Source organism: Anaeromyxobacter sp. Red801 (genome assembly GCF_049201065.2).
In the GTDB taxonomy this organism is placed as follows: Bacteria; Myxococcota; Myxococcia; order Myxococcales; family Anaeromyxobacteraceae; genus Anaeromyxobacter.
Window position 1 is genome coordinate 4,219,841 of sequence record NZ_CM181236.1, and the last position, 23,539, is coordinate 4,243,379.

At 73.2% G+C, this 23,539-nt stretch carries 20 protein-coding genes, 1 tRNA gene and 2 pseudogenes; 14 read left to right on the forward strand and 9 right to left on the reverse strand.

Going from position 1 to position 23,539, the window contains the following annotated elements:
* The first annotated feature begins 35 nt into the window (after positions 1–35).
* From ACOQFB_RS19425 to ACOQFB_RS19435, 3 genes are read left to right on the forward strand one after another with little or no spacing between them, the layout of a single operon-like run.
* Positions 36–1,136 carry an amidohydrolase family protein gene (locus tag ACOQFB_RS19425; protein WP_494492325.1) on the forward strand — a complete coding sequence of 367 codons (1,101 nt, stop codon included), beginning with the start codon at positions 36–38 and terminating at the stop codon, positions 1,134–1,136.
* A complete protein-coding gene (locus ACOQFB_RS19430) occupies positions 1,133–1,993 on the forward strand; it encodes a UbiA-like polyprenyltransferase (RefSeq protein ID WP_059436928.1) in 861 nt (286 codons plus the stop codon). The genes ACOQFB_RS19425 and ACOQFB_RS19430 overlap by 4 nt, the downstream gene beginning before the upstream one ends.
* 13 nt (positions 1,994–2,006) lie before the next feature.
* Positions 2,007–2,588, forward strand: a complete 582-nt coding sequence (locus ACOQFB_RS19435) for a GbsR/MarR family transcriptional regulator (RefSeq protein WP_059436929.1) — start codon at positions 2,007–2,009, stop codon at positions 2,586–2,588.
* Here ACOQFB_RS19435 and ACOQFB_RS19440 read toward each other — a convergent pair.
* Positions 2,551–4,080 (reverse strand): PAS domain-containing sensor histidine kinase, encoded by a 1,530-nt coding sequence (locus ACOQFB_RS19440; RefSeq protein ID WP_421609591.1) that lies wholly within the window; start codon positions 4,078–4,080, stop codon positions 2,551–2,553. The two genes, ACOQFB_RS19435 and ACOQFB_RS19440, sit on opposite strands and share 38 nt — an antisense overlap.
* 218 nt (positions 4,081–4,298) lie before the next feature.
* Here ACOQFB_RS19440 and prfA point away from each other — a divergent pair, with 218 nt between their 5' ends.
* The 5 genes from prfA to ACOQFB_RS19465 all read left to right on the forward strand — a co-directional run bounded on the left by prfA (position 4,299) and on the right by ACOQFB_RS19465 (position 8,779).
* Positions 4,299–5,411 (forward strand): peptide chain release factor 1, encoded by a 1,113-nt coding sequence (gene prfA, locus ACOQFB_RS19445; protein WP_059436931.1) that lies wholly within the window; start codon positions 4,299–4,301, stop codon positions 5,409–5,411.
* Positions 5,408–6,268, forward strand: coding sequence for a peptide chain release factor N(5)-glutamine methyltransferase (prmC, locus tag ACOQFB_RS19450; RefSeq protein WP_059436932.1), 861 nt, complete (start codon positions 5,408–5,410; stop codon positions 6,266–6,268). Before prfA ends, prmC begins: the two co-directional genes overlap by 4 nt.
* An 81-nt stretch (positions 6,269–6,349) precedes the next feature.
* Positions 6,350–7,618: a UDP-N-acetylglucosamine 1-carboxyvinyltransferase gene (murA, locus tag ACOQFB_RS19455; RefSeq protein WP_421609592.1), complete on the forward strand. Its 1,269-nt coding sequence runs from the start codon at positions 6,350–6,352 to the stop codon at positions 7,616–7,618.
* Positions 7,618–8,283, forward strand: a complete 666-nt coding sequence (hisG, locus tag ACOQFB_RS19460; protein ID WP_059436934.1) for an ATP phosphoribosyltransferase — start codon at positions 7,618–7,620, stop codon at positions 8,281–8,283. Before murA ends, hisG begins: the two co-directional genes overlap by 1 nt.
* Before the next feature lie 112 nt (positions 8,284–8,395).
* The gene (locus tag ACOQFB_RS19465) at positions 8,396–8,779 is read left to right on the forward strand and encodes a TFIIB-type zinc ribbon-containing protein (RefSeq protein WP_059436935.1); all 384 of its coding nucleotides are present in this window, start codon (positions 8,396–8,398) and stop codon (positions 8,777–8,779) included.
* A gap of 27 nt (positions 8,780–8,806) precedes the next feature.
* Here ACOQFB_RS19465 and ACOQFB_RS19470 read toward each other — a convergent pair whose 3' ends face one another.
* The 5 genes and pseudogenes from ACOQFB_RS19470 to ACOQFB_RS19490 form a co-directional block, all read right to left on the reverse strand.
* Positions 8,807–9,502 (reverse strand): sulfite oxidase-like oxidoreductase, encoded by a 696-nt coding sequence (locus ACOQFB_RS19470; protein WP_421609593.1) that lies wholly within the window; start codon positions 9,500–9,502, stop codon positions 8,807–8,809.
* A gap of 238 nt (positions 9,503–9,740) precedes the next feature.
* Positions 9,741–11,516 (reverse strand): acyl-CoA dehydrogenase FadE, encoded by a 1,776-nt coding sequence (locus ACOQFB_RS19475; protein ID WP_059436937.1) that lies wholly within the window; start codon positions 11,514–11,516, stop codon positions 9,741–9,743.
* 43 nt (positions 11,517–11,559) lie between these two features.
* A pseudogene (locus ACOQFB_RS19480) lies at positions 11,560–12,731 on the reverse strand (thiolase family protein).
* Positions 12,732–12,777: 46 nt separating this feature from the next.
* Positions 12,778–12,987 (reverse strand): hypothetical protein, encoded by a 210-nt coding sequence (locus ACOQFB_RS19485; RefSeq protein ID WP_494492326.1) that lies wholly within the window; start codon positions 12,985–12,987, stop codon positions 12,778–12,780.
* Positions 12,927–15,164, reverse strand: a complete 2,238-nt coding sequence (locus tag ACOQFB_RS19490) for a 3-hydroxyacyl-CoA dehydrogenase NAD-binding domain-containing protein (protein ID WP_494492327.1) — start codon at positions 15,162–15,164, stop codon at positions 12,927–12,929. Before ACOQFB_RS19490 ends, ACOQFB_RS19485 begins: the two co-directional genes overlap by 61 nt.
* Before the next feature lie 304 nt (positions 15,165–15,468).
* Between ACOQFB_RS19490 and prpR the strand changes: the two genes are divergently transcribed.
* Complete coding sequence (prpR, locus tag ACOQFB_RS19495) at positions 15,469–17,427, forward strand: propionate catabolism operon regulatory protein PrpR (protein ID WP_421609596.1); 1,959 nt, start codon at positions 15,469–15,471, stop codon at positions 17,425–17,427.
* A gap of 79 nt (positions 17,428–17,506) precedes the next feature.
* Positions 17,507–17,578 (forward strand) — tRNA-Gly (locus ACOQFB_RS19500).
* A gap of 292 nt (positions 17,579–17,870) precedes the next feature.
* Here ACOQFB_RS19500 and ACOQFB_RS19505 read toward each other — a convergent pair.
* Positions 17,871–18,932 (reverse strand): annotated as a pseudogene (locus tag ACOQFB_RS19505) (tyrosine-type recombinase/integrase); the annotation flags it as partial.
* Positions 18,933–19,111: 179 nt separating this feature from the next.
* Here ACOQFB_RS19505 and ACOQFB_RS19510 point away from each other — a divergent pair.
* Positions 19,112–19,621: a hypothetical protein gene (locus tag ACOQFB_RS19510; protein WP_421609659.1), complete on the forward strand. Its 510-nt coding sequence runs from the start codon at positions 19,112–19,114 to the stop codon at positions 19,619–19,621.
* On the opposite strand, the gene ACOQFB_RS19515 is transcribed toward ACOQFB_RS19510, so the two are convergent.
* Together ACOQFB_RS19515 and ACOQFB_RS19520 are read right to left on the reverse strand one after the other, a co-directional pair.
* Positions 19,512–19,778 carry a helix-turn-helix domain-containing protein gene (locus ACOQFB_RS19515; RefSeq protein ID WP_421609597.1) on the reverse strand — a complete coding sequence of 89 codons (267 nt, stop codon included), beginning with the start codon at positions 19,776–19,778 and terminating at the stop codon, positions 19,512–19,514. The two genes, ACOQFB_RS19510 and ACOQFB_RS19515, sit on opposite strands and share 110 nt — an antisense overlap.
* A 5-nt stretch (positions 19,779–19,783) precedes the next feature.
* Positions 19,784–20,056, reverse strand: coding sequence for a hypothetical protein (locus ACOQFB_RS19520; RefSeq protein WP_421609598.1), 273 nt, complete (start codon positions 20,054–20,056; stop codon positions 19,784–19,786).
* A 995-nt stretch (positions 20,057–21,051) separates the two neighbouring features.
* Between ACOQFB_RS19520 and ACOQFB_RS19525 the strand changes: the two genes are divergently transcribed.
* The 3 genes from ACOQFB_RS19525 (at position 21,052) to ACOQFB_RS19535 (ending at position 23,497) form a co-directional block, all read left to right on the forward strand.
* Entirely contained in the window at positions 21,052–21,417 is a 366-nt protein-coding gene (locus ACOQFB_RS19525; protein WP_494492328.1) for an ATP-grasp domain-containing protein, read from the forward strand.
* Between the two features lie 119 nt (positions 21,418–21,536).
* Positions 21,537–22,712 (forward strand): DNA polymerase beta superfamily protein, encoded by a 1,176-nt coding sequence (locus ACOQFB_RS19530; RefSeq protein ID WP_421609600.1) that lies wholly within the window; start codon positions 21,537–21,539, stop codon positions 22,710–22,712.
* Positions 22,709–23,497: a nucleotidyltransferase domain-containing protein gene (locus ACOQFB_RS19535; protein WP_421609601.1), complete on the forward strand. Its 789-nt coding sequence runs from the start codon at positions 22,709–22,711 to the stop codon at positions 23,495–23,497. The genes ACOQFB_RS19530 and ACOQFB_RS19535 overlap by 4 nt, the downstream gene beginning before the upstream one ends.
* Positions 23,498–23,539 lie beyond the last annotated feature (42 nt).

Genomic DNA, 23,539 nt, shown 5'->3' on the forward strand with positions numbered 1-23,539 from the left:
GGCGACCGGGTGCGCGCGGTCGGCCCCGCGCCGAGGTGGAGGCGCGCTTCGGGCGGGCGGAGCCGCTCGACGCGGTGCTCCTGCCGGCGCTCGTGAACGCGCACCTGCACCTCGAGCTCTCGCACATGAAGGGCTGGGTGGCGGGCGGCGAGGGGCTGCCCGCCTGGATCCAGCTGTTCGTGGCCGCGCGCCGGCGCACCCGCGAGGGCGAGCCCGCGGAGGCCATGGGGATGGCCGCCGAGGACCTGGTCCGCGCCGGGGTGGCCGCGGTGGGCGACATCGGCAACTCGCTCGACTCGCTCGCCCCGCTCGCCGCCGCCGGGCTCGGGGGCACGATCTTCCACGAGGTGTTCGGCTTCACGCCGGGTCGCTTCGAGGAGGCCCGCGCCGCCGCGCGCCAGGTCCGCGAGGCCGCCGCCCCGCCGCCCGGGCTCCGGGTGGTGGAGAGCCCGCACGCGATCTACTCGACGAACGCCGACGGCCTGCGCGCGCTGCTCCGCGGCGGCCCCGGCTCGCTGCACCTCGCCGAGGACCCGGCCGAGCGCGCCTTCTGCGCGACCGAGTCGGCGGGCGCGTTCGGGCGCATGTACGCGAGCCTGGGCGCGGCGCTGCACGAGCTGCGGATCACCGGGCGCTCGCCGGTGGACGCGGTGAAGGACGAGCTCCGCCCGCACCACCTGGCGGTGCACTGCGTGGACCTCGACGACGAGGACCTGCGCCTGCTCGCCGCCACCGGCGCCACCGTGGTGCTCTGCCCGCGCTCGAACCGCTACATCCTGGGCGCGCTGCCGCGGCTCGAGGCGCTCCTCGCGGCGGGGATCCCGCTCGCCGTCGGCACCGACTCGCTCGCGAGCGCCCCCTCCCTCGCGCCCCTCGCCGAGCTGGCGCTCCTGCGCCGCGAGGTGCCCGCCGTGTCCGCGGCGCGGCTGCTCCCGCTCGCCTGGAACGGCGCCGCGCTGGGGGCGCCGCACGTGGGCCGGCTCGCGCCGGGCGCCGCGCCGGGCGTGCTCGCCGCGCCGCTCGAGGGCGCGCGCCCGCCGGATCCGGCCGAGTGGCTGGTCTCCACCTTCGGCGCCGAGGAGCGCCCGTTCACCTGGCTCGCCCGGCAGCGCCCGGGCCCGGAGCGTCCCGAATGACCGTCGCCGCGCTCGCGCGCATGGTGAAGCTCAGCCACTCGCTGTTCGCGCTGCCGTTCGCGGCCGCGGCGGTGGCGCTCGTCGCCGCCGAGGCCCGCCTGGACCCGGCGCGCCTCGCCCTGGTGGCGCTCGCGGTGGTGGCGGCGCGCACGGCCGCCATGGCGATGAACCGCATCGCCGACCGGGCCTTCGACGCCCGCAACCCGCGCACGCAGCGGCGCGAGCTGGTCACCGGCGAGGTCTCGTCGGCCGCCGCCTGGGCGCTGCTCGTCGGCTCCTCGGCGGCGTTCGTGGCCGCGGCCGCGCTCATCTCGCCCGTCTGCGGCGCGCTGGCGCTGCCGGTGCTCGCCATCCTGCTCGGCTACTCGTACGCGAAGCGGTTCACCTGGGCCTGCCACCTGTGGCTCGGGGTGGCGCAGGCGCTCGCGCCGGTCGGCGTGGCGATCGCGCTCACCGGGACGGCCCCGCTCGCCTCGGTGGTGCTGGGGCTCGGCGTGGGCGCGTGGATCGCCGGGTTCGACGTCTTCTACTCGATGCAGGACATGGACTACGACCGCGGGGCGGGGCTGAGCTCGATCCCGGCGCGGTTCGGCGTCCCCGGCGCGCTCCGCTGGGCGCGGGGCCTCCACCTCGTCGCCGCCGCCGCGATCTTCGCCGCCGGGGCGCTGGCCGGCCGCGGGGCGGGCTGGATCCTCGGGTCGGTGATCCTCGCCGCCACGCTCGCCGCCGAGCACCGCTACGTGGCGCCGGGGGGCGCGCTCCGGCCCGAGCGGATCAACGTCGCGTTCTTCAACTACAACGCCTTCGCGTCGATCGCGTTCGCGCTGTGCGCGCTCGCCGATCTGGCGCTTCGGTGACCGGGGGACCCGCATGACCGCCGCCGCGCAACGCGCCGCCGCGCCCACCTCCCACGCGCTGCAGAAGGCCGACCTCGCCGTCGCCGACGCGGTGGGCGCGCTCATGGAGCTGTGGGGCTTCCGCCGGCAGCTCGGGCGCATCTGGGCCGTGCTGTTCCTGTCCGACCGGCCGCTCGCCGCGCCCGACCTGTGCGACCGGCTGCAGATCTCCACCGGCCTGCTCTCCATGAGCCTCGCCGAGCTGCGCCGCTGGGGCGTGGTGCGGACGGTCGAGGTCCCGGGGGACCGCAAGGAGCACTTCGAGGCGGAGACCAACGTCTGGAAGCTGGTGGCCCGGGTGCTGCGCGAGCGCGAGAAGCGCGCGGTGGAGCAGGCGCTCGCGGCGTTCGAGCGCGCGCTCGGCGAGGTGCGGGCCGCGCTCGCCGACGTGGACCCCGCCGTGAAGGCGCAGGCGCGCTTCAAGGCGCGCCGGCTCGAGGTGCTCTCGGACCTCGCGCGCGCGGCGCTCACGGTGCTGAAGCTGCTGGTGGACTCGAGCCGGGCCGACGTCGGGCCCATCAAGGCGCTCTCGGAGGCGCTGGCGCGGCGGGACTGACCGCGGCGCCCGCCGTCTCGGCCTGCTCCGCCTCCGGCCGCGGGAGCGGCAGCGAGACCGTGAAGGTGGCGCCCTCCCCGGGCGCGCTCTCGGCGCAGATGGTGCCGCCGCTCGCCTCCACGATCTCCCGCGCGATCCAGAGCCCCAGGCCCAGCCCGCCGTAGTGGCGTGCCTCGTGGGCGCGCTCGAAGCGCCCGAAGATCCGCTCCAGGTCCGCCGGCGGGATGCCGATGCCCCGGTCGCGCACCCGCAGCACCGCGCGCCCGCCCTCCCGCCGCAGCGCGATGGTGACGGGCCGGCCGGCCCCGTACTTCAGCGCGTTCGAGGCGAGGTTGGTGAGCACCTGCTCGATCCGGAGCCGGTCGCCCTCGCAGGCGACGTCCGGCTCCACCTCCAGCTCGAGCGCGCTGCCCGCCCGCGCGGCCGGCTCGGCGAGCCGCGCCGCCGCCTGCCGGACCGCGTCGGAGAGGTCGTAGCGGCGCCGCTCCAGCGCGGTGCGCCCGGTGGCGAGGCGCGAGACGTCGAGGAGCGCCTCGACCAGCCGCCCGAGCCGCTCCACGCTGCCGGCGGCCGCCGCGACCTGCCCGCGGGCGCGGCCGGCGTCGGGCGGGTCGCGATCCAGCGAGCGGAGCGCCTGCTGGGCCTGGAGGAGCGCGGCGGTGACCGGCGTCTTCAGCTCGTGGCTCGCCACCGACAGGAACACGTCCCGCGCCGCGATGGCCTCCGACTTGTGGCGCTCGACCTCCTTCTGCGCCTCGATGTCGGTGAACGTCCCGAACCACTTCACCACCCGGCCGTCGGCCGCCCGCAGCGGCACCGCGGACACCAGGAACCAGCGGTAGCCGCCGTCGCGCCCGCGGAGCCGGTACTCGCCGCAGACCGTGCGCCGCGCGGCGAAGCCGGCCTCCCAGTCGGCGCGGGCCCGGGCCCGGTCGTCCGGGTGGAACTGGGCCGCCCAGCCCGCCGCGAGGATCGCCTCGTTGTCGAGGCCGGTGTAGGCCTCGAACTGCGGGCTGTGGAAGTCCGGCGTGCCGTCGGGCGCCAGCGTGAAGACGAGCTGGGGGATGGTCTCGACGAGCGTGCGGAAGCGCGCCTCGCTCTCGCGCACGGCGCGCTCGCGCGCCGCCCGCTCGGCGAACCCGTCCCGGATCGCGCCGATGGCCGCCACGAGCAGCGCCGAGAGCGCCACGAAGGCGGCGGTCGCGGAGAGCTCGCGGTCGCCCAGCCTCCAGCCCGCGGTGGGCCCGATCACCGCCAGGTTCACGAGCACTGCGGAGAGCGCGGCCGCCAGCACCCCGGGGCCGACGCCGCCGAGCCAGGCGGCGAGCACCACGGCCGGCACGACCGGCAGGAAGGGCGCGCGCTCGAGGTGATCCGCGCCTGCCGCTGCGAGCGCCGCGCCGGCCACCGCCAGCCCGGCCGCCAGCGCGTAGGCGGGCCCGGGGCGGAGCGTCGGCGGAGGCGGGATGCGGAGCGGCGGGCGCATGTCCATCCGGCAGGGCGGCTGCCTCCCATCTGCGAGGGTACCCACGCCCGCGCCGAACGCCACCGCCCGTCCCGGCCCTCCGGGGGTGACCCTCCCCGGCGCGCCGCACCGGCGGTGCGCGTGCGGCGCTTCGCCCGGCCGGCGCGCACCGGGCCGCCCCCGGGGCCGGCCGGCGGCCACACGCCTTGCCCATCCCCGCGTGGAAACGGTAAGAAGTCCCCCCCATGCTGTCCCCCGACGTCCTGAAGAAGCTCGAGGCCATCGAGCAGCGGTTCGAGGAGCTGACGCAGCTCCTCTCGGACCCGGCCGTGGCCAGCAACGGCGACCGGTTCCGGAAGGTGGCGAAGGAGCGCGCCTCCATCGAGCAGACCGTCACCGCGCTGCGCGCCTACCGCAAGCTGCTCGACGACGTGGCGGGCAACGAGGCGCTGCTCGGGGACAAGGACGCCGACCTCCGCGAGCTCGCCAAGGAGGAGCTGGCGCAGCTGCGGCCGCAGGTCGAGCCCGCCGAGGAGCAGCTCAAGCTGTACCTCGTCCCGAAGGACCCGAACGACGAGAAGGACGTCATCGTCGAGATCCGGGCCGGCGCGGGCGGCGACGAGGCGGGCCTGTTCGCGGCCGAGGTCATGCGCATGTACGTCCGCTACGCCGAGCGCCGCGGCTGGCGCGTCGAGCTGATGGACACCTCGGGCGGCGCGCTGGGCGGCGTGAAGGAGGCGACGCTCACCGTCTCGGGCGACGCGGTCTACTCCTCGCTCAAGTACGAGTCCGGCGTGCACCGGGTGCAGCGCGTCCCCGCCACCGAGGCGCAGGGGCGCATCCACACCTCCACCGTCACCGTGGCGGTCATGCCCGAGGCCGAGGAGATCGACGTCCAGGTGAACCCGGCCGACGTCGAGATGGACGTGTTCCGCTCCACCGGCTCGGGCGGCCAGTCGGTGAACACCACCGACTCCGCGGTGCGCCTCACCCACAAGCCCACCGGTATCGTGGTGAAGTGCCAGCAGGAGAAGAGCCAGCTGAAGAACCGCACCATGGCCATGAAGATGCTGCGGGCGAAGCTCTTCGAGATCGAGCAGGAGAAGCAGCGCAGCGCGCGCGACGCGACCCGCAAGTCGCAGGTGGGCACCGGCGACCGCTCCGAGAAGATCCGCACCTACAACTTCCCGCAGGACCGGCTCACCGACCACCGCGTGAACTACACGCGCCACAACCTGCCCGCGGTGATGGACGGGGACGTGCAGGACGTGATCGACGCCTGCCGGACCTTCTACGCGGCCCAGGCGCTGCGCGAGGCGTCGCGCGGCGAGGCCGGGGCGGCGGAGCGGCGGGCGTGAGCGAGGGCGAGGCCTGGACCACGCTCCGCCTCCTCGCCTGGACCCAGGAGTTCTTCGGCCGCAAGGGCGTGGACGCGCCGCGGCTCACCGCGGAGCTGCTGCTCGGGCACGCGCTGCGCTGCGAGCGGATGCGGCTCTACCTCGACTTCGACAAGCCGCTCGCCGCGCCGGAGCTGGCCGCGTTCCGCGAGCTGGTGCGCCGCCGGGCCGAGGGCGAGCCCACCGCCTACCTCACCGGCCGGCGCGACTTCTACGGCCGGCCGTTCCGGGTGGACGCGCGCGTGCTGGTGCCGCGGCCCGAGACCGAGCTGGTGCTGGAGGCGGCGCGCGACGCGCTGCCGGAGGGCGGGGCCGCGCTCGACCTGTGCACCGGGTCCGGCGCCCTGGGCGTGTCGCTCGCGCTGGAGCGGCCCGGCGCGCGGGTGGTCGCGACCGACCTCTCCGCCGACGCGCTGGCGGTCGCCGCGGAGAACGCGCGCGCGCTCGGCGCCGCGGTGGACCTGCGCCAGGGGGACCTGTGGGCGCCGCTCCGCGAGGGCGAGCGCTTCGACGTGATCGTGTCCAATCCGCCCTACGTGCCGCGTGGCGAGCTGGACACGCTCCCCCGGGAGGTGCGGCGCGAGCCGCGGCTGGCGCTCGACGGCGGACCCGACGGCCTCGCCCTGCTCCGCCGCATCGTGGAGGGCGCGCCCGCCCGGCTCGTGCCCGGCGGCACGCTCGTGCTGGAGATGCACGAGCAGCACCTGGACGTCCTGCCGCGGCTCTGCCGCGAGGCGGGGTTCGAGCAGGCGGAGGCCCGGCGGGACCTGGCCGGCCTGCCCAGGCTCACGGTGGCGCGCCTGGCGGGCGCCGCGTAGAATCCGCGCCGCCGCTCGCATCCCGCTTGCACGCAGCACCGTCCGGGCGATCCCCCGCCCGGACGCCGAAGGAGCCATTCGTTGGACAAGATCGTCATCGAGGGAGGCGTCCCGCTCCGCGGGAGCGTGGACGTCTCCGGCGCGAAGAACGCCGCGCTGCCCGTCCTCGCCGCCGCCCTGCTCGCCGAGGGCGAGCACGAGGTGCGCAACGTCCCCGACCTCGCGGACGTGCGCACGCTCGGCAAGCTGCTCGGGCACATGGGCGCCGAGGTGGCGCGCGGCGAGGCGGACCGGCGGACGGTCCGGCTGCGCGTGCCGGCCGCGGTGACGCCCGAGGCGCCCTACGAGCTGGTGAAGACCATGCGCGCCTCGGTGCTGGTGCTCGGGCCGCTGCTCGCGCGCTGGGGCAAGGCCCGCGTCTCGCTGCCCGGCGGCTGCGCCATCGGCGCCCGCCCCATCGACCAGCACCTGAAGGCGCTCACCGCGCTCGGCGCCGAGATCCGCCTCGAGCACGGGTACGTGAACGCCACCGTGCCGCGCGGCCGGCTCCGGGGGACGGTGTTCACCTTCGACGCCCAGACCGTCACCGGCACCGAGAACGTCATGATGGCGGCGGCGCTCGCCGAGGGCGAGACGGTGCTGCGCAACTGCGCGCGCGAGCCGGAGGTGAAGGACCTCGGCGACGCGCTGGTGGCGATGGGCGCGCTGGTGGAGGGCGCCGGCACCGACGAGATCTGGATCGAGGGCGTCCCGTCGCTGCGGCCGCTGTCGCACGCGGTCATCCCGGACCGCATCGAGGCGGGCACGTTCCTGGTGGCGGGCGCGCTGCCCGGCAACGACGTGACCGTCCGCGGCTGCGTGGCGGCCCACCAGGAGGCGCTCGTCGAGAAGCTCCGCGCGGTCGGCGCCGAGGTGACGAAGGTCGAGGGCGGCCTGCGGGTGGTCGGCGACGGTCGCCCGCGGCCGGTGGACGTGCGGACCGCGCCGCACCCCGGGTTCCCCACCGACATGCAGGCGCAGCTGATGGTGCTGCTCTGCCTCGCCGACGGGACCTCGCGCATCACCGAGACCGTCTTCGAGAACCGCTTCATGCACGTCCAGGAGCTGATCCGCCTGGGCGCGCACGTCGAGGTGGACGGGCGCGTCGCCATGGTGAAGGGCGTGCCGGAGCTGTCCGGCGCGCCGGTGATGGCGTCCGACCTGCGGGCGTCGGCGGCGCTGGTGCTGGCCGGCCTCGCGGCGAGCGGGACGACCGAGGTGCTGCGCGTGTACCATCTCGACCGCGGCTACGAGCGGATCGAGGAGAAGCTGGCGCCCCTCGGGGCGCGCATCCGGAGGGTGAGAGGCTGATGCCGGGCACGAGCGAGCTCATCACGGTGGCGGTGCCGAAGGGGCGCCTCCTGCAGGAGTCCTCGGCGCTGTTCGAGCGGGCGCTCGGCGTCTCGCCGCGCAAGCTGCTGGAGGGCACGCGCAAGCTGGCGGCCGACGCCCCCGAGGCCGGCCTGCGCTTCATCTCCATCCGCGCCGGCGACGTGGCGAGCTACGTGGAGCACGGCGCCGCCGAGGTCGGCATCGTCGGCCTCGACGTGCTGCGCGAGGAGCCGCGCGATCTCTACGAGCCGCTCGACCTGGGGATCGGCCGCTGCACCGTGATCGTGGCGCGCCCGAAGGGCGCCCGGCCGCTGCCGCGCGGGGTCGCGCCGCGGGTGGCCACGAAGTACCTGTCGCTCGCCGCCCGGCACTTCGCCGCGAAGGGGGTGCCGGCGGAGATCATCCCGCTGCACGGGTCCATCGAGGTGGCGCCCTCGCTCGGGCTCGCCGACTCGATCGTGGACATCACCGAGACCGGGGAGACGCTGCGCGCCAACGGCCTCGTCATCGAGGAGAAGGTCCTCGAGGTGTCGGCCCGCCTGGTGGTGAACCGGGTGGCCCTGAAGCTCCACCCGGAACGGCTGCGTCTCCTGATCGAGGCATTGCGCGCCGCCGTCGCCGCCGCGGGCGCCGAAGCCCGTTGAAACGTGGCACGGCTTCTGCCTAGTATGACCAGGACTCGGCAAGAGCCGGCCCTCGCTTGAAACCCCGATCCCAACCCGTCGTGTCACCGGTCCGAGGAGGACCCGCTACGTCATGGATTGCCCGCGGTGCAGCGTCGAACTGAACGAGATCGCGCATGAAGACAGCGCAGTCCAGCGCTGCGCCGAGTGCGGGGGCATCTGGGTGGGCGACGCCGCCGATCTCAACAAGGTGCTGCTGCACGCCAACCTGCCGGCGCTGTCGGCGCTCGGCGGCTACGTGAACGCGGACGAGATCTCGGGGATGTGCCCGGCCTGCAACGTGGACCTGGTCGTCGTCGAGGGGGGCGAGAAGCGCTCGCTCGCCTACGACACCTGCGAGTCCTGCGGCGGCATCTGGGTGGACGGGACCGAGGACGAGCCGCCGGCCGAGCTCGACTGGAAGGGCGCCACCTCGCAGGTCGTGGCCTTCTTCAAGGCGTTCGCGAAGAAGAAGTAGCCGGCGCCCGCGCGCGCGGGCCCCCGCTCACCAGGTCCGGTCGTCGCGCCACGGGTACGCGGTGTTGGAGTAGCCGCGGATCTCCCAGTAGCCGCGGCGGTCCTGCGTCATGAGCTCGAGGCGCGTGAGCCACTTCGCGCCCTTCCAGGCGTAGAGCTGCGGGACCACCATCCGCACCGGGCCGCCGTGATCGCGCGCGACCGGCTCGCCCTCGACGGCGTGCACGAGCAGCACGTCCGGCTTCAGCGCCTCCTCCAGCGGCAGGTTGGTGGAGTAGCCGTCGGCGGAGTGCGCCATGAGGTGCGTGGCCTCGGCGGTGGGCCGCGCCAGCGCCAGCACGGTCTCGAGCCGCACGCCGCGGAACGCCACGTCGAGGATCGACCAGCCGGTCACGCAGTGGAAGTCGGCCTCCTCGTCCACCTGCGGGAGCGCCAGCAGGTCGGCGTAGGAGAGCTCGAGCGGCGCCTCCACCGCGCCGTCCACCACCAGCCGCCAGCGCTCGGGGGCGACGTCCGGCGTCTCGGTGCCGAGGTCCATCACCGGCCACTCGTGCTTCTCGAACACGTTCTGGCCGGGCGGCTCCTTCGGCATGCCGTGCCGGTTCGCCGGCCCCTCGCCCTGCGGGCTCGCGTCCGCGAGCGAGGGGGTGGCCTTCATCCTCTCGCCGAAGCGCGCGCGCAGGAGCGCCACGCCCTCCGCGATCCGCCGCTGCTGGTCGTCCACCGGGTGCCCTTCCCCGGGCCCGCCGCGGGCCCGGCGCGACGAGCCTAGCCCGGCTCGCGCGCCGGCGCAGCCCCGATGCATCGGAGCGCGGCCGCGATCGCGCGCCGCCCGGCGCGCCCGCGGGGACCTCGCGCGCGCCCGCGAAGGCGGGCGCGCGAGGTCACGGGCCCCGCGCAGCAGGAGTGGGGCCCCGATGGCTCCGCCAGCGGGGCGAGGGCGCAGCCCTCGTCGGATCGGATCAGAACGGATACTTCTCCGTCTCGAGGACCGCGTCCGCCAGGCGCCGCTTCGCCTGGAGCAGGCCGGCGGCGTCGTACTTCGAGAAGCGGCGGATGCCGCCGAGCAGGATGGTGAGCGTGTCGCCCTCGCCCACGTAGAACGCGGCGCGGCGGGCGGCGGTGGCGGCCTTCTCGGCGGCGGCGAAGGTGTGGACCTTCACGGCGGCGGCGGCGAGCGCGCGGCGCGCCTCGGGCTGCGTGGCCGCGGTCTTCTCGGCGCGGAGCACCACGCTCTCCGCCGCGAACGCCTGGATGGCGACGTCGGCGAGCGCGAGCAGCACCTCCTGCTCGTCCTTGAGCGCCTCGCCGTACTTCTGCACCGCGGCGCCGGCCACCACCAGGAACGCGCGCTTCAGGTTGGCGACGGTGGCCTTCTCGGCCGCGAACGGCACCGCGGGGTCCACCTCGTCGAGCGACGGGTTCATGAGGGCGTCCATCGCCTTCATGACCTCGCGCTGCAGCGGCAGCTCGCCCTTCAGCGCGCGGCGCAGGATGGTGCCCGGGACGAGCAGGCGGTTGATCTCGTTGGTGCCCTCGAAGATCCGGTTGATGCGCTCGTCGCGGTAGTACTTCTCCGCCGGGTACTCCTGGATGAAGCCGTAGCCGCCGTGGATCTGCACCACCTCGTCCACCACGTCGGCGAGCACCTCGCTGCAGAACACCTTCGCGATCGCGCACTCGATCGCGTACTCCTCGATGCCCTGCTGGTAGGCCTCGTAGTAGCCGGGCTGCTCCGCCGGGATGGTGGCCAGCCGGTCGTCGATGAGGCCGGCCAGCCGGTAGATGAGCGACTCCGAGGCGTAGACGCCGGCGGCCTGGTCGGCGAGCTTCTCGCGGATCGCGCCGAAGCGGGCGATGGGCGTGCCGAACTGCTTGCGGGCGTTGGCGTAGGCGGCGCCCGTGGCGAGCGCGAGCTTCGCCGCCCCGGTGACCGCGGCGCCCAGCTTGAAGCGGCCCACGTTCAGCACGTTGAAGGCGATCTTGTGGCCCTTGCCGATCTCGCCGAGCACGTTCTCGACCGGCACCCTGGCGCTCTCGAAGATCACCGAGGTGGTGGAGGAGCCCTTGATGCCGAGCTTCTTCTCCTCGGGACCGACCGTCACGCCCGGGAAGGTGCGCTCCACCAGGAAGGCGGTGAAGTGCTTGCGGTCCACCTTCGCGAACACGGTGAACAGGTTCGCGAACGAGCCGTTGGTGATGAACTGCTTGGTGCCGTCGAGGAGGTAGTACTTCCCGTCGGGCGAGAGCGTGGCGGTGGCCTTGCCGCCCATGGCGTCGCTGCCCGCCTCCGGCTCGGTGAGGCAGTACGCGGCGGACCACTCGCCGGTCACCAGCTTCGTGAGGTACCGGTCCTTCTGCGCGTCCGTCCCGTAGTAGACGAGCGGCAGCGTGCCGATGCCGGTGTGCGCCGCGTAGGAGACCGAGAAGGAGCCGCCCATGCCCATGCGCTCGGCCGCGAGCATGCTGGTGGCCTTGTCGAGCGCCAGGCCGCCGTAGGCCTCGGGCGCGTCGATCATGAGCAGGCCCGCGTCGCCCGCCTTGCGCATGAGCGCCGCGGCCACGCCGGGCTCGTGCTGCTCGAGCGCGTGCTCGGCCGGGAGCGCCTCGGTCTCGGCGAACTGCTCCGCGGTCTCGGCGATCTGGCGCTGCTCCTCGGTGAAGTCCTCCGGGGTGAAGACGTCGTCCTTCGTCGCCTCGGAGATCAGGTACTCCGCGCCCTTGAACAGCCTGGCCATGGTCGCTCCTCCTCGTCGCCTTCCGTGAGCCGCCCGCGCGCCGTCAGGCGCGCTCGAACACCGCCGCCGCGCCCATCCCGCCGCCCACGCACATCGACACGATCCCGTGCCGCGCGCCGGTCCGCCGCATCCCGTGCAGCAGCGTGGCGGTGAGCTTCGCGCCGGTGCAGCCGAGCGGGTGCCCGAGCGCGATGGCGCCGCCGGTGGGGTTCACCTTCGCCGGGTCGAGCCCGAGCGCCCGCACGCAGGCGAGCGACTGGGACGCGAACGCCTCGTTCAGCTCGATCTGCCCGACGTCCTCGAGCCTCAGGCCGGCGCGCTTCAGCGCCGCCGGGATCGCCTCGACCGGGCCGATGCCCATGATCTCCGGCGGCACCCCGCGCACCGCGTACGAGACGAAGCGCGCCAGCGGGGCGAGGCCGGTGCGGGAGAGGAACGCCTCGGAGACGACCAGCGCGGCCGCGGCGCCGTCGGTGGTCTGGGAGGCGTTGCCGGCGGTGACCGTGCCGTCAGCTTGAACGCCGGCTTCAGCCTCGCGAGCGCCTCGAGGCTGGTGCCCGGGCGCACGCCGTCGTCGGCCGTGACCTGCTCGGTGCGCCGCACCGCCTTCCCCTTCTCGACGGTGACCTGCTCCACCTCCACCGGCACGAGCTCGTCCGCGAACAGGCCCTCCGCCTGCGCCCTCGCGGCGCGGGCGTGGCTCTGCACCGCGAACGCGTCCTGGTCCTCGCGGCTGACGTGGTCGCGCGCCGCCACCAGCTCGGCGGTGATGCCCATGGCCGCGAACGACTCCGGCCAGGAGGCGACCAGCGACGGGTTGGCGCTGAAGTGCGAGCCGCCCATGGGCACGAGGCTCATGCTCTCGGCCCCGCCCGCCACGAGGCAGTCCGCCTGGCCGGCCATGATCCGCTCGGCGGCGGTGGCGATGGTCTGCAGGCCGGAGGCGCAGAAGCGGTTCACCGTCTGGCCCGGCACGCCCACCGGCAGCCCGGCCCGGAGGGCCGCGACGCGCCCGAGGTTCATGCCCTGCTCGCCCTCGGGGAACGCGCACCCGAGGATGACGTCCTCCACCTGCCCCGGGTCGACGCCGGTCCGCGCCAGCAGCGCGCGGATGGCGACGGCGGCCAGGTCGTCCGGGCGGACGTCCTTCAGCTTCCCCTTCTTCGCCTTGCACCCGGGGGTCCGCACCGCTGCGAGGACGTAGGCTGCGCTCATTCCAGGTCTCCTCTCGCGCTCGCGCGCTCGACGCCGTGCCCGACCGCTAGTTCCGGAGCGGCTTGCCCTTCTTCAGCATGTGCTGGATGCGCTCGAGCGTCTTCCGCTCGCCGCACAGCTTCAGGAACGCCTCGCGCTCGAGATCGAGCAGGTCCTGCTCGGTGACGAGCGTGCCCGCCGGCACGTCGCCGCCGGTCATGACGCCGGCGATGGTGCGGCCGAGCTTCTCCTCGTACTCGGTGATGAAGCCGCCCATGCGCATGTTCCAGAGCTGGGAGGCGATGCTCGCGGCCGCGCGCGGCCGGGGGCGCGCAGGCCGGTGGCGGGCGTGCCCGGGCGGAAGTTCGCGGCCAGCGCCAGCGCCTTCTGCTTCGCGTCGTGCACCAGCCGATCCGGCGAGAGCGTCACCGCGTCGCCCTCGCGGAGCATCCCCATGGCGGCGAGCTCGTCGGCGGAGGCGCTCACCTTGGCGAGCGCGACGGTGTTGAAGTGCTTGAACACGAACGGCGAGGCGTCGATCTCGTACTTCTCCGCCAGGCGGATGGCCCGGAGCGCCATCTCCTTGGTGCCGCCGCCGGCGGGGAGCAGCCCCACGCCGATCTCGACGAGCCCCATGTACGTCTCGGCGAGCGGGTTCAGCGCGGTGGCGTGCAGGCACACCTCGCAGCCGCCGCCCAGCGCCAGCCCGTGCGGCGCAGCCACCACCGGCACCCGCGCGTACTTGAGCGCCATCATCGCCTTCTGGAAGGCGCGGATGGTGAGCGCGATCTCGTCGAAGGCGCCCTCGGCGATGGCCACCGCGATGAGCATCAGGTTCGCGCCGGCCGAGAACGCCGGCTGGCCGCGGTTCGCGACGACGAGCCCCTGGCCGTCGCGCTCGGCGCGGGCCACGGCCTTGTGGACCATGGCGAGCACGTCCGGGCCGATGGCGTTCATCTTGGTGTGGAACTCGAGGCAGAAGACGCCGTCGCCGAGGTCGAGCACCGAGGCGCCCGCGTTCCGCTCCACCACCGCGCCGGACTTCTCCAGGATCGCGAGGTCGATCTGGTCGGCCGGGCGCGGCACGTCGCGGTACCCGCCGCCGGCGGCGAGGTCGAGGTAGCGGCGCCGCCCGCCCTCCTCGACGTAGAACCGCTCGATCCCGCGGAGCCGGTCCGGCACCGCCACGCCGTCCTTCTCCGCGCGGGCCACGAACGCGGGGACGCCCACCGCGTCGAGCATCTCGAACGGGCCGAGGTCCCAGCCGAAGCCCCAGCGCATGGCCGCGTCCACATTCACCACGTCGTCGGCGATCTCCGGGATCCGCTCGAACGCGTAGAGCAGCGTGTCGCGCAGGTTGCGCCAGGCGTGCTCGGCGACCTTGTCCTTCCCGGCGAGCGCGGTCCGCAGGCGCTGGGCCGGGTCGTCGATCCCCTTCGTCGCCTCCACCGCCGCGCTGCGCGGCTTCGCCGCCGGCACGTACTCGCCCTTGCGGTGGTCGTAGAAGGAGAGCCCGCCGCCCTCGCCCTTGTCCTTCTTGAAGAAGCCGCCCTTCGACTTGTTGCCGAGGATCCCCTTCGCGACCATCTGCTCGAGGAACGCGGGGAGCCTGAACTCGTCGCGGCGCGAGTCGCCCGGGAGCAGCTCGTACGAGTTCTTCGCCACGTGGAGCAGCGTGTCGAGGCCCACCAGGTCGGCGGTGCGGAACGTGGCGCTCTTCGGCCGCGCGGTGGGCGGGCCGGCGATCGCGTCCACCTCCTCGACGGTGAGGTCGAGCTCCACCATGTGCCGGATGGCGTTGCACATCGCGAACACGCCGATGCGGTTCGCCACGAAGTTCGGCGTGTCCTTGCCGGTGACGATGCCCTTGCCGAGGCGCACGCGGATGAGCTCGGCCATCCCCGCCGCGATGGCCGGGTCGGTGTGCCGGCTCGAGACGATCTCGACGAGCCGCATGTAGCGCGGCGGGTTGAAGAAGTGGGTGACGAGGAAGCGCGGGCGGAGCGCCTCGGGCAGCGTGTCGGCGATGGCGTTCACCGAGAGGCCGCTCGTGTTCGTGGTGAGGACCGCCGTGGGCTTGAGGTGCGGGGCGATGCGCCCGAGGAGCTGGCGCTTCACCTCGAGGTTCTCGAGCACCACCTCGACCACCCAGTCGCAGGTCGCGAGCCGCGGGAGGTCGTCCTCGAGGTTGCCGACGTCGATGCGCGAGGCGTAGGCGGGCAGGTAGAGCGGCGCCGGCTTCAGCTTCTCGAGGCCGGCGCGCGCCGCGGTCGCGAGGCGGTTGCGGACCACCGGGCTGTCGAGCCCGAGGCCGGCCGCCTTCTCCTCGGCGTTCGGCTCCTTCGGGACGATGTCGAGGAGCAGCACCCCGAACCCCGCGTTGGCCAGGTGCGCGGCGATGGTGCTGCCCATCACGCCCGACCCCAGCACCGCCACCCGCTCGATCCGGTCCATCGTGGCCTCCGTGGTGCGTTCGCGTCCGCTGCGCGGCCCCTGCCGGCCGCCGCGCCGACGCGCACAAGTTGCACGTGCCGCACCACGTCATCGGCCGCGGCCGGCCGAGCGGCCAAGGCGGCGGGTTGACATGCGAATCAACGCATGGTCCCCGCGCGGGTCCCACGCCCCGATATGTTCCGATCCGTTCCGTAGCTGGCGCACCTCGTTCCGGTTTCGGTACACTTCCCGGCACACCATGCCCGCCGCTCCCGAACCCAGAGTCGTTTCCTCCTGACCCAGAGTCGTTTCGCGAGGTGCCGTCATGACCCCCGCCGACCGCCGGCCCATCGTCTGGGCCTTCAGCACGAGCCGACTCCGGCACGTGTTCGAGAGCGTGGCGCCGCTCATGGCCGACGTCGCCGAGGTCCGGGTCTTCGACAAGGGCTTCGAGGAGGCGCTCCAGATCGCGCGCGAGCTCCGGCAGGCCGGCGAGGAGGTGGACGCGTTCGTCGCCGCCGGCACCAACGGCGCGTACCTGCGCGACCACGCCGACGTGCCGGTGGTGGTGGTGACCGCCTCGACGGTGGACGCGCTCCAGGCGCTGGTGCAGGCGCGCAAGCTCTCGAAGCGCATCGGCGTGGTGAACTTCCGGCGCACGGTGGCGGGCCTCGAGGGCGTGCACCTCATCGACGACACCGTCATCGAGCAGCGGCCCTACGTGACGCCGGAGGAGGGGCAGGCCGCGGTGGACGACCTCTCCGCGCGCGGCTTCAAGGTGATCGTCGGCCCCGGGCCGATCTGCTCGGTGGCGGAGCGCGCCGGACTGCGGGCGGTGCTGCTCTACGGGCAGGACTCGCTCGAGGAGGCGATCCGCCAGGCCGCCGAGGTGGCGCGCATCGCGCGCGCCGAGGTGGCGCGCCGCACGCACCTCCAGGCGATGTTCCAGCACCTCGAGGTCGGGATGGTGGCGGTGGACACCGAGGAGCGCATCCAGGCCATCAACCCGGCGCTGCAGCGGCTGCTCGGCGTGACCGCGGCCGAGGTGCAGGGGCGGAGGCTCTCCGCGGTGGCGCCGGAGCTCGCGCTCGGCCCGGTGCTGGAGGGCGGCCCGCCGGAGGTCGAGACGGTGCAGCGCATCGGCGTGTCGGCCGCGGTGGTGAGCCGGTTCCCGCTGCACGAGCACGGCGTCCAGCTCGGCGCGGTGCTCACCTGCCAGCCCGCCCCCATGATCCAGCGCCTCGAGCGCGGGCTCCGCTCGACGCACCGCCCGCCCCGCTTCGTGGCGCGCTACGCGCTCTCCGGGCTGGTGGGCGACTCGCCGGCCATGGTGCGCCTCCGCGAGCTGGCCGGGCGGTACGCGCGCACCGACGCCACCGTGCTCATCACCGGCGAGAGCGGCACCGGCAAGGAGATGGTGGCGCAGGGCATCCACGGCGCGAGCCGCCGCCGCGACCGGCCGTTCGTGGCGGTGAACTGCGCAGCCTTCCCGGAGACGCTGCTCGAGGCCGAGCTGTTCGGCTACGAGGAGGGCGCGTTCACCGGCTCGCGGCGCGGCGGCCGCCCCGGCCTGTTCGAGGCGGCGCACACCGGCACGCTGTTCCTCGACGAGATCGGCGACGTGCCGGTCACCTTGCAGACGCGGCTGCTGCGCGTGCTGCAGGAGCGGCAGGTGCTCCGGCTCGGCAGCAACGATCCCACGCCGGTGGACGTGCGCGTCATCGCCGCCACGCACCGCGACCTGCGCCAGGCCATCGCGCGCGGCGAGTTCCGCGAGGACCTCTACTACCGGCTCGACATCCTCCCGCTGCACCTGCCCCCGCTCCGCGAGCGCGGCGAGGCGGACGTGGAGCTCATCGCCTCCGACCTGCTGAAGCGCGCCCTGCTCCGCCACGACGCCGCCGACGCGCACCGGCGCGCGCTCTCGATGGTGCTGCCCCGCCTGCGCGGGCACGCCTGGCCCGGGAACGTGCGCGAGCTCGAGAACGTGCTCGAGCGCGTGGCGGTGCTGTTCGCCGACCGCGACCCGCGCGCGAGGGTGACCGAGGAGGAGCTCGCCGCGGTGATGCCGGAGGTCTCGGAGTCCGCGCGCGCCGCCGTGCCCGTGGATCCCCCCGCGCCGCTCGCCGCGCCCATCGACCTCCGCGCCGCCCGCGCCGCCCAGGAGCGGGCGCTCATCGAGCGGACCGTGGCCGAGTGCGGCGGCAACCAGGCCGAGGCCGCCCGGCGGCTCGGGATCGGGCGGACCACGCTCTACCGGAAGCTCGGGAGGGCCCGGACGTAGGCGCCGGCCGCCCCCTCCCGAGCGCGCCGCCGATCTCCTTGACTCCCGCCCGGCTTCACGGCAAAAACGGGGTCGCGACGCGGGAATAGCTTGGTAGAGCATCAGCTTCCCAAGCTGAGGGTCGCCGGTTCGAATCCGGTTTCCCGCTCCAACCTTGAAGGCCGGAACTCGTGAGGCTTGGTCGCCCGGGTTCCGGCCTTCGTCTTTCCCGCGGTGGGTTCGGGTAGCAGCCGGGTAACAGACTCGCGCGTCTCCACCCCCGTTCGCCCTGAGCGTAGCGCCCGCGCAGCGGGCGCGGAGTCGAAGGGCCCCGGCGTGCCCGGCACCGTCTCCAGCACCGCCGCCCCGAACGACAGCCGGTCCACCTCCGCCCGCAGGTACTCCGGTGCAAGGTGGGCGTAGACCTCGGTCGTGAGCTTCGGGTCGCTGTGGCGGAGGATCCGCTGCACCGCCGCGAGGTCCACGTCCGGCATGATGAGCAGGCTGCCCATCGTGTGGCGCAGGCCGTGGAACCGGATCGGCCGGACCACTGGCTTGACCCAGAGCTTCCGGCCGTCCTCCGGGCACCGATGCTGCTCCTGGTCGGCCGCGGCCTCGATGTGGCCGCAGTCCTTCCGGCGACACACGTGCCTGTAGCCGTCGACCACGCCGGTGCGTCCCAGGGCGCGCCGGAGCGTGTGCTCCAGGTTCACGTTCCGCCGCATCATCGAGCCATCCGTCTTCGGGAACACGAGCGCGGACGGCGACGCCGCGATCGCGACCTTCAGAAACGGCACGAGCTCGGTCGCGATCGGGATGCCGTCCTGGTAACCGCCCTTCGTCGTCGCTCGCTCGTGCGAGCGCGCGACGGTCAGGACCTGGCGACCGAGATCCACGTCCGACTTCCGGAGCGCGAGCAGCTCGCCCTTGCGCAGACCCGTGTAGATCGCGGCCGCGAACAACGGACGCCAGCGCGGGTCGAGTGCCCTCAACAGCAGCGGGACCTCGTGGACGCGCAGGAAGTCCGGCTTCCGCTTCGGCACCTTCCGCTTGCGCACGTCGAGCACGGGGTTCGGCCCAGGATACCGCCCCGCGCGCCGGGCCGCGTTGAACGCGCGGCTCAGGTAACCGCGGAGGTGGTTCACCATCTGCGGCGACACCTCGCCCGTCTTCGCCTGCAGGAAGCTCTCGACCCGCCCCGGACTGATCGCGGCGAGCGGCAGCGCCGCGAGCTCGGACTCCAGGAAGTGGACGCGGATCGCGCTCTCGTTCGTCGCGTGCGACGCGAGCGGCTTCGAGTAGGTCTCGAGCCACCACCGCAGCAGCTCGGCGAGCGTGCCGCCGCCGTCCTCAGGGATCCCGACCTCCACGCCCAGCCGGACCCGTTCCGCCCGTCGCTCGAGCTGCGCCTGGAGCTGCCGCGCCTCCGCCTTCGTGCGCGCACCGCACGCCTTCGCGCGCCAGCGCCCGGCCTCGTCCTTCCACCGCAGGTACCACGTGCCGCGCTTCAGGTACGGAGACGCCATGGCTGCACCTGCCTTGCTGGCATTCTGTAGAGGCCCGACCGTGCGTGACAACACCGGAGCGTCGTGCTCCGATGCGCTCCGTGCGCTGGTCGTTCGAGGTTCTGCCCGGTCTTCCGGGAACCGGACCCTACCCGGAGCAGTTCACGGCAAGCGGAGGGACTCACCGAGAAGGTTTCGTCGTGCGCTTCACCGCGGAAGAGGGCGAGACCTGGGTCGGCAACTTCCAGCGCGGGTTCGGCGGCTGGTATCTGTCGGCTGCATTCGAACATCCCGCGATGGAGCGATTCGTCGTGATCTCGGGCGGCCAGGCGTACGTCGTCGCCCCATCGACGCGAGCGTGCGTCGAGACGTTCGGGGGAAACATCCGGGAAGCAGTTCGCGACGACCAGAGGCTCATCCTGGCGACGGACACCGAAGCGATCGTCCTCGAACGGTCTGGACGGTGGGTTTCGGAGCGCCTGGCGTGGGACGGACTCGCAGACCTGAAGGTCCAGGGAGACCTGCTCAGAGGCCAGGGCAGAGACGCGCTCAACGACGAGTGGCGTCCGATCGAGCTGGACCTGCAGACACACGCCGTCCTCACGTCTGCTTACGAGTTCCGAACTGCTCCACTCCCGCGCCCACGCGAACGGGACTGGCGAGCACTCGTTTCGCGGTTGGTGTCCCGCTTCCGAGCGCGAAGGCCCTGATTCGCTCCGGCACGAACCGCACGAGCCCGCCGACCTTGAGGTACGGGAGCAACCCGGCTTCCGCCTTCTGGTAGACCCACGAGCGGCTGACCTTCAGGTAACGCGCAACGTCGCGCGCGTCCCACAGCGTCTCGATCCCGTCCGGCCCGTCGTCCATGCTGCTCACCTCTTCGTCCGCTTCGCGTCGAACCCGGGCCCCTTCTCCCGGACGGCGATGCTGCGCTCGTAGAGCAGGTGCAGGAGGTAGTCGGCCGGGTCGAGCCCGAGCGCCTCGCGGTCCTGGTCGAGCAGCCGCGCCGCCGGCGGCGGCAGGCCGAAGTGGTTCCGCAGCCCTTCGAGCACGCGCGTCACGTAGCCTGTGAGGTCGCTCCCTCGCCTCGTCGCCTCGCCCTTCAAGAACGTCACGAGGTCCCGCGACATCCGGAACGTCTGCATGAGCTTCTCTGCGGAAGGGAGCGGCTCCGTCGCCGATGACTTGCGCTGCGCCATGTATAGATATCGTCTATACGTCGCATGTACGCCGTCGCAACCCCCTGCCCCATCTGAACCACGCCTCCTCGACGAACGCCCAGCTCACAGCCGCCCGTCATCCCGTCACCCACCGTCACACCACCACCCTCACCATCACGCCCCGTCTGCTCCATCTTGAACCACGTGGTTCAGAGAGACCCGGCCCCGCCGCCCAGCGTCACTTCGATGCTCAGAAGCCAACAGCCCGACCCCTCGATCCGGTGGTTGGGAGCGAGGGGTCGGGCTGATGGCGCCCTCCGCGACGCGGCGAACGTCGCGACAACGCGGCGGGGCCGGGCTGCAGGGTTCTCGCGTAGTTACATCCGCGAGCCCTCCTCCCAAACCTGATCCCATTCCTGCGCCCAACCCTGATGACTCCGGGGCACAGGCCACGAGAGCAGCCCTTCCGAGCACTTTGGACCACGTGGTCCAACGATCAGGCCGCCGGCACTTCGCCTCTTACGCTCCGCGTGTACCCGTTTGCTCCATTTTGAACCACGTGGTTCAAGGTGGCGGATTCGGGCACCCGCACGCAGCTCTCAGCGCGGTACCGTCCTTCCCGGCAGGTGCCTGCATGGAACACGAGACGTTGATCGTTCCGGCGAAGCCGGATGTGGAGCGAGACGCGGTCGCCGACGCGTGGGTGTCGGGTGGCGGCAAGGTCCTTCGCATCGATCGCTTCTGGGCTCGACCCGACGTCGAGCCGGCGCGCGTCGCGCTGTACGGAGCGGACACGTTCTGCCTCGTTCTGGCACAGCTGCTCGGAATCGAGCTCGTCTCTCCCCCGGATGACCTGCTCCTCGGCGCGGACCGTCGCCTCACCCGTCGCACGGTTCGCGGGGTCAGCCTCGACGAGGCGCTCCGTGGTCCGTTCCCGCTGTTCGTGAAGCCCCCTCGTCCCGAAGCAGTTCCGCGCTCGCGTGTGGCGAGCAGCGGACGAGCTTCGAGCCGAGTGCGCTGGCCTCGCGCTCGATACGGCCGTCATCACCTCGAAGGTGGTGGAGATCCGCGCGGAGGCGCGCGCGTGGGTTCTGGATGGTCAGGTCCTCTCCTGTGCCGTGTACGACGGGGTCGGGGATCGAGATGATGCATCGAGCTTCATCGCCGCGGGCGTCACGGGACTCGACCTGCCCAGCACATGCGTCATCGACGCGGCACTCGTCGAAGGTGGCTGGTGCATCCTGGAGGCGAACGCTTCCTGGGGCGCCGGGCTCAACGGCTGCGACGCAACCGCAGCCGCTAGATGCATCGACCGCGCGACGCAAGTGCACGCCAACGGTGGCTAATCCCGCAAGAGTTCCCACCCGCTGCTACTCTTTGCCAAGTGGAGCATCGTCCAAAGGGCCTTGCGCCGATCGACCCGCTCTCCGTCCCGCTACCGCACGGGACGGAGGTGACCACACGCGTGGAGCGGCTCGCGGGTGACCGCCGCGTTCCTCAGGGCGTCGTCGGCCGAGTCGTTGCGATCCGCGACGACGGGTTCGACGTCCTCATCACCGGCATCGGAACCCTGCGGTACGCACGCGACGAACTGCTCCCTCGCCGTCCTGGCCAGGTCCGGTTCGCGGAGCAGCGTGCAGCAGACTGGGAGACCCTCCGGCCTTGCGTCGTCCTCGAGGCGACGGTCGGCTCCCGCGCGTGGGGGCTCGCAGAAGACGGGTCCGACACCGATCTGCGCGGCGCGTTTGCGTTGCCGTTCCCGTGGACGACCGGGCTCGTCGATCCGCCCCACACACTGACCAGCGCGGACGGCAGCGTCACCTACTGGGAGTGCCGGAAGACCGTCCACCAGGCGATCCGCGCCGATCCCAACACGCTCGAGCTCCTGTTCGTCGCCACGGCCCGGCCGCTCGACCCGATCGGCGAGTGGCTCCTGGCCGAGCGCGACGCGTTCGTTTCGGCCGACCTCTTCGGCAGCTTCGGGCGGTACGCGGTGAGCCAGCTCGGCAAGCTCGCGCGGTCGGCGCGCCTCGCGGAGCACCGCGGCCTCGTCCTCGACTGGCTCCGCGAAGAGCCCCCGCCCGACCTGGATGCCGTCGCGGCGAGGCTTGCGCAGGTCTCGCCGCGTCCCGCTCCGACGAAGGCAGACGCGATCCTCGCGGCGAAGGAGTACGTGAAACAGCTCTATCGGTCGCTCCACGATCAAGGCGTCATCGAGGCGAACGACTTCGCGTCGCTGATCCGGTATGCGCGCGAGGGCGGAGCGCAGCCCGAGCCGGCGCGCGAGCTCCGCCCGAAGAACGCGTACAACCTCCTGCGGCTCATCCACGTCGCGACGGGGTGGCTGAGGACCGGCGCGCCCGAGCTCGAGATGAAGGGCGCCGTTCGCGAGCGGCTCCTCGCGATCAAGCGCGGCGAGGTCGGGCTCGATGCTGTGCTCGCCGAAGCGGAGGGGCTTGTGCCCGACCTCGAGGCCGCGCGCGACGTGACCCGCCTTCCGCGTCGTCCCGATCTCGGCCGGGCAGACGCGCTCCTCCGGCGCATCGCCGAGGAAGTCGCCCGCCGCTGGCTGGAGCGCGTCCCAGGCCCGTTCGGCGCCGACGCGCCACCCCCGCCGGCCGTACGGGAGGTCAGCTCGTGATCGACAAGGTGCTCGACCCGAAACAGCGTGCCGCCGCCGCCCGGCTCCTCGACGAGGAGTCTGCGGCCCGTCGGCACGTGGTGGTGTCGCTGTCCGGCGCGCACGCCTACGGGTTCCCGTCCCCGGACTCCGACCTCGACCTGAAGGCGATCCACGTCGCGCCCACCGAGCGGCTCCTAGGCTTGTCGCCGCCGCCCCAGAGCGCGCCCGACCGGATCGAGGTCCTCGATGGCGTCGAGGTCGACTACTCGTCCAACGAGATCCAGCCCGCGCTCGTCGGCATTCTCCAGGGGAACGGCAACTTCATCGAGCGGGTCCTCTCGCGCTTCGTCCTGCGGTCGTCACCCGAGCACGACTCTCTTCGCGAGGTCGTGAAGCGCAGCCTGTCGCGTCGAGTGCATCGGCACTACCGCGGCTTCGCGACGGGTCAGCTCCGAGAGTGGGAGAAGGACGGGTTCCGGTCTGCGAAGAAGCTCCTGTACGTGCTGCGCACGACGCTCACGGGGACACACGCCCTCCTGACGGGCGAGATCGAGACGGACGTCACCCTCCTGCTCGATGCGCACGGGTTCGCGGCAGCCAGCGAACTCGTGGAGGCGAAGCGCCGCGGTGAGAAGTCGGAGCTGGCTCCTGATGTCGCCGAGCGCTGGAAGGGAACCGTCGGCCGAGCTTTCGACCTGCTCGACTCGGCGCTCCAGAGGTCCGCGCTGCCGGACGAGCCAAGCAACGCTGCAGAGGTGGACGCATGGCTTGTGACGCTTCGTCGGGCAAGCTTGGTCGGTTAGCGCGGTGACGTTTCGGGCCGAAAACGCCTGAAAACGTGCGGC

What these genes read in the sequence shown, in the direction of transcription:
- ACOQFB_RS19490 (WP_494492327.1), bottom strand. Translation starts at nt 15,164, where the DNA reads ATGGACCGGATCGAGCGGGTGGCGGTGCTGGGGTCGGGCGTGATGGGC.
- ACOQFB_RS19485 (WP_494492326.1), bottom strand. Translation starts at nt 12,987, where the DNA reads ATGGGCGGCTTCATCACCGAGTACGAGGAGAAGCTCGGCCGCACCATC.
- ACOQFB_RS19435 (WP_059436929.1), top strand. Translation starts at nt 2,007, where the DNA reads ATGACCGCCGCCGCGCAACGCGCCGCCGCGCCCACCTCCCACGCGCTG.
- ACOQFB_RS19430 (WP_059436928.1), top strand. Translation starts at nt 1,133, where the DNA reads ATGACCGTCGCCGCGCTCGCGCGCATGGTGAAGCTCAGCCACTCGCTG.
- prpR (WP_421609596.1), top strand. Translation starts at nt 15,469, where the DNA reads ATGACCCCCGCCGACCGCCGGCCCATCGTCTGGGCCTTCAGCACGAGC.
- ACOQFB_RS19440 (WP_421609591.1), bottom strand. Translation starts at nt 4,080, where the DNA reads ATGGACATGCGCCCGCCGCTCCGCATCCCGCCTCCGCCGACGCTCCGC.
- ACOQFB_RS19520 (WP_421609598.1), bottom strand. Translation starts at nt 20,056, where the DNA reads ATGCAGACGTTCCGGATGTCGCGGGACCTCGTGACGTTCTTGAAGGGC.
- hisG (WP_059436934.1), top strand. Translation starts at nt 7,618, where the DNA reads ATGCCGGGCACGAGCGAGCTCATCACGGTGGCGGTGCCGAAGGGGCGC.
- prfA (WP_059436931.1), top strand. Translation starts at nt 4,299, where the DNA reads ATGCTGTCCCCCGACGTCCTGAAGAAGCTCGAGGCCATCGAGCAGCGG.
- ACOQFB_RS19475 (WP_059436937.1), bottom strand. Translation starts at nt 11,516, where the DNA reads ATGGCCAGGCTGTTCAAGGGCGCGGAGTACCTGATCTCCGAGGCGACG.
- ACOQFB_RS19515 (WP_421609597.1), bottom strand. Translation starts at nt 19,778, where the DNA reads ATGGACGACGGGCCGGACGGGATCGAGACGCTGTGGGACGCGCGCGAC.
- ACOQFB_RS19465 (WP_059436935.1), top strand. Translation starts at nt 8,396, where the DNA reads ATGGATTGCCCGCGGTGCAGCGTCGAACTGAACGAGATCGCGCATGAA.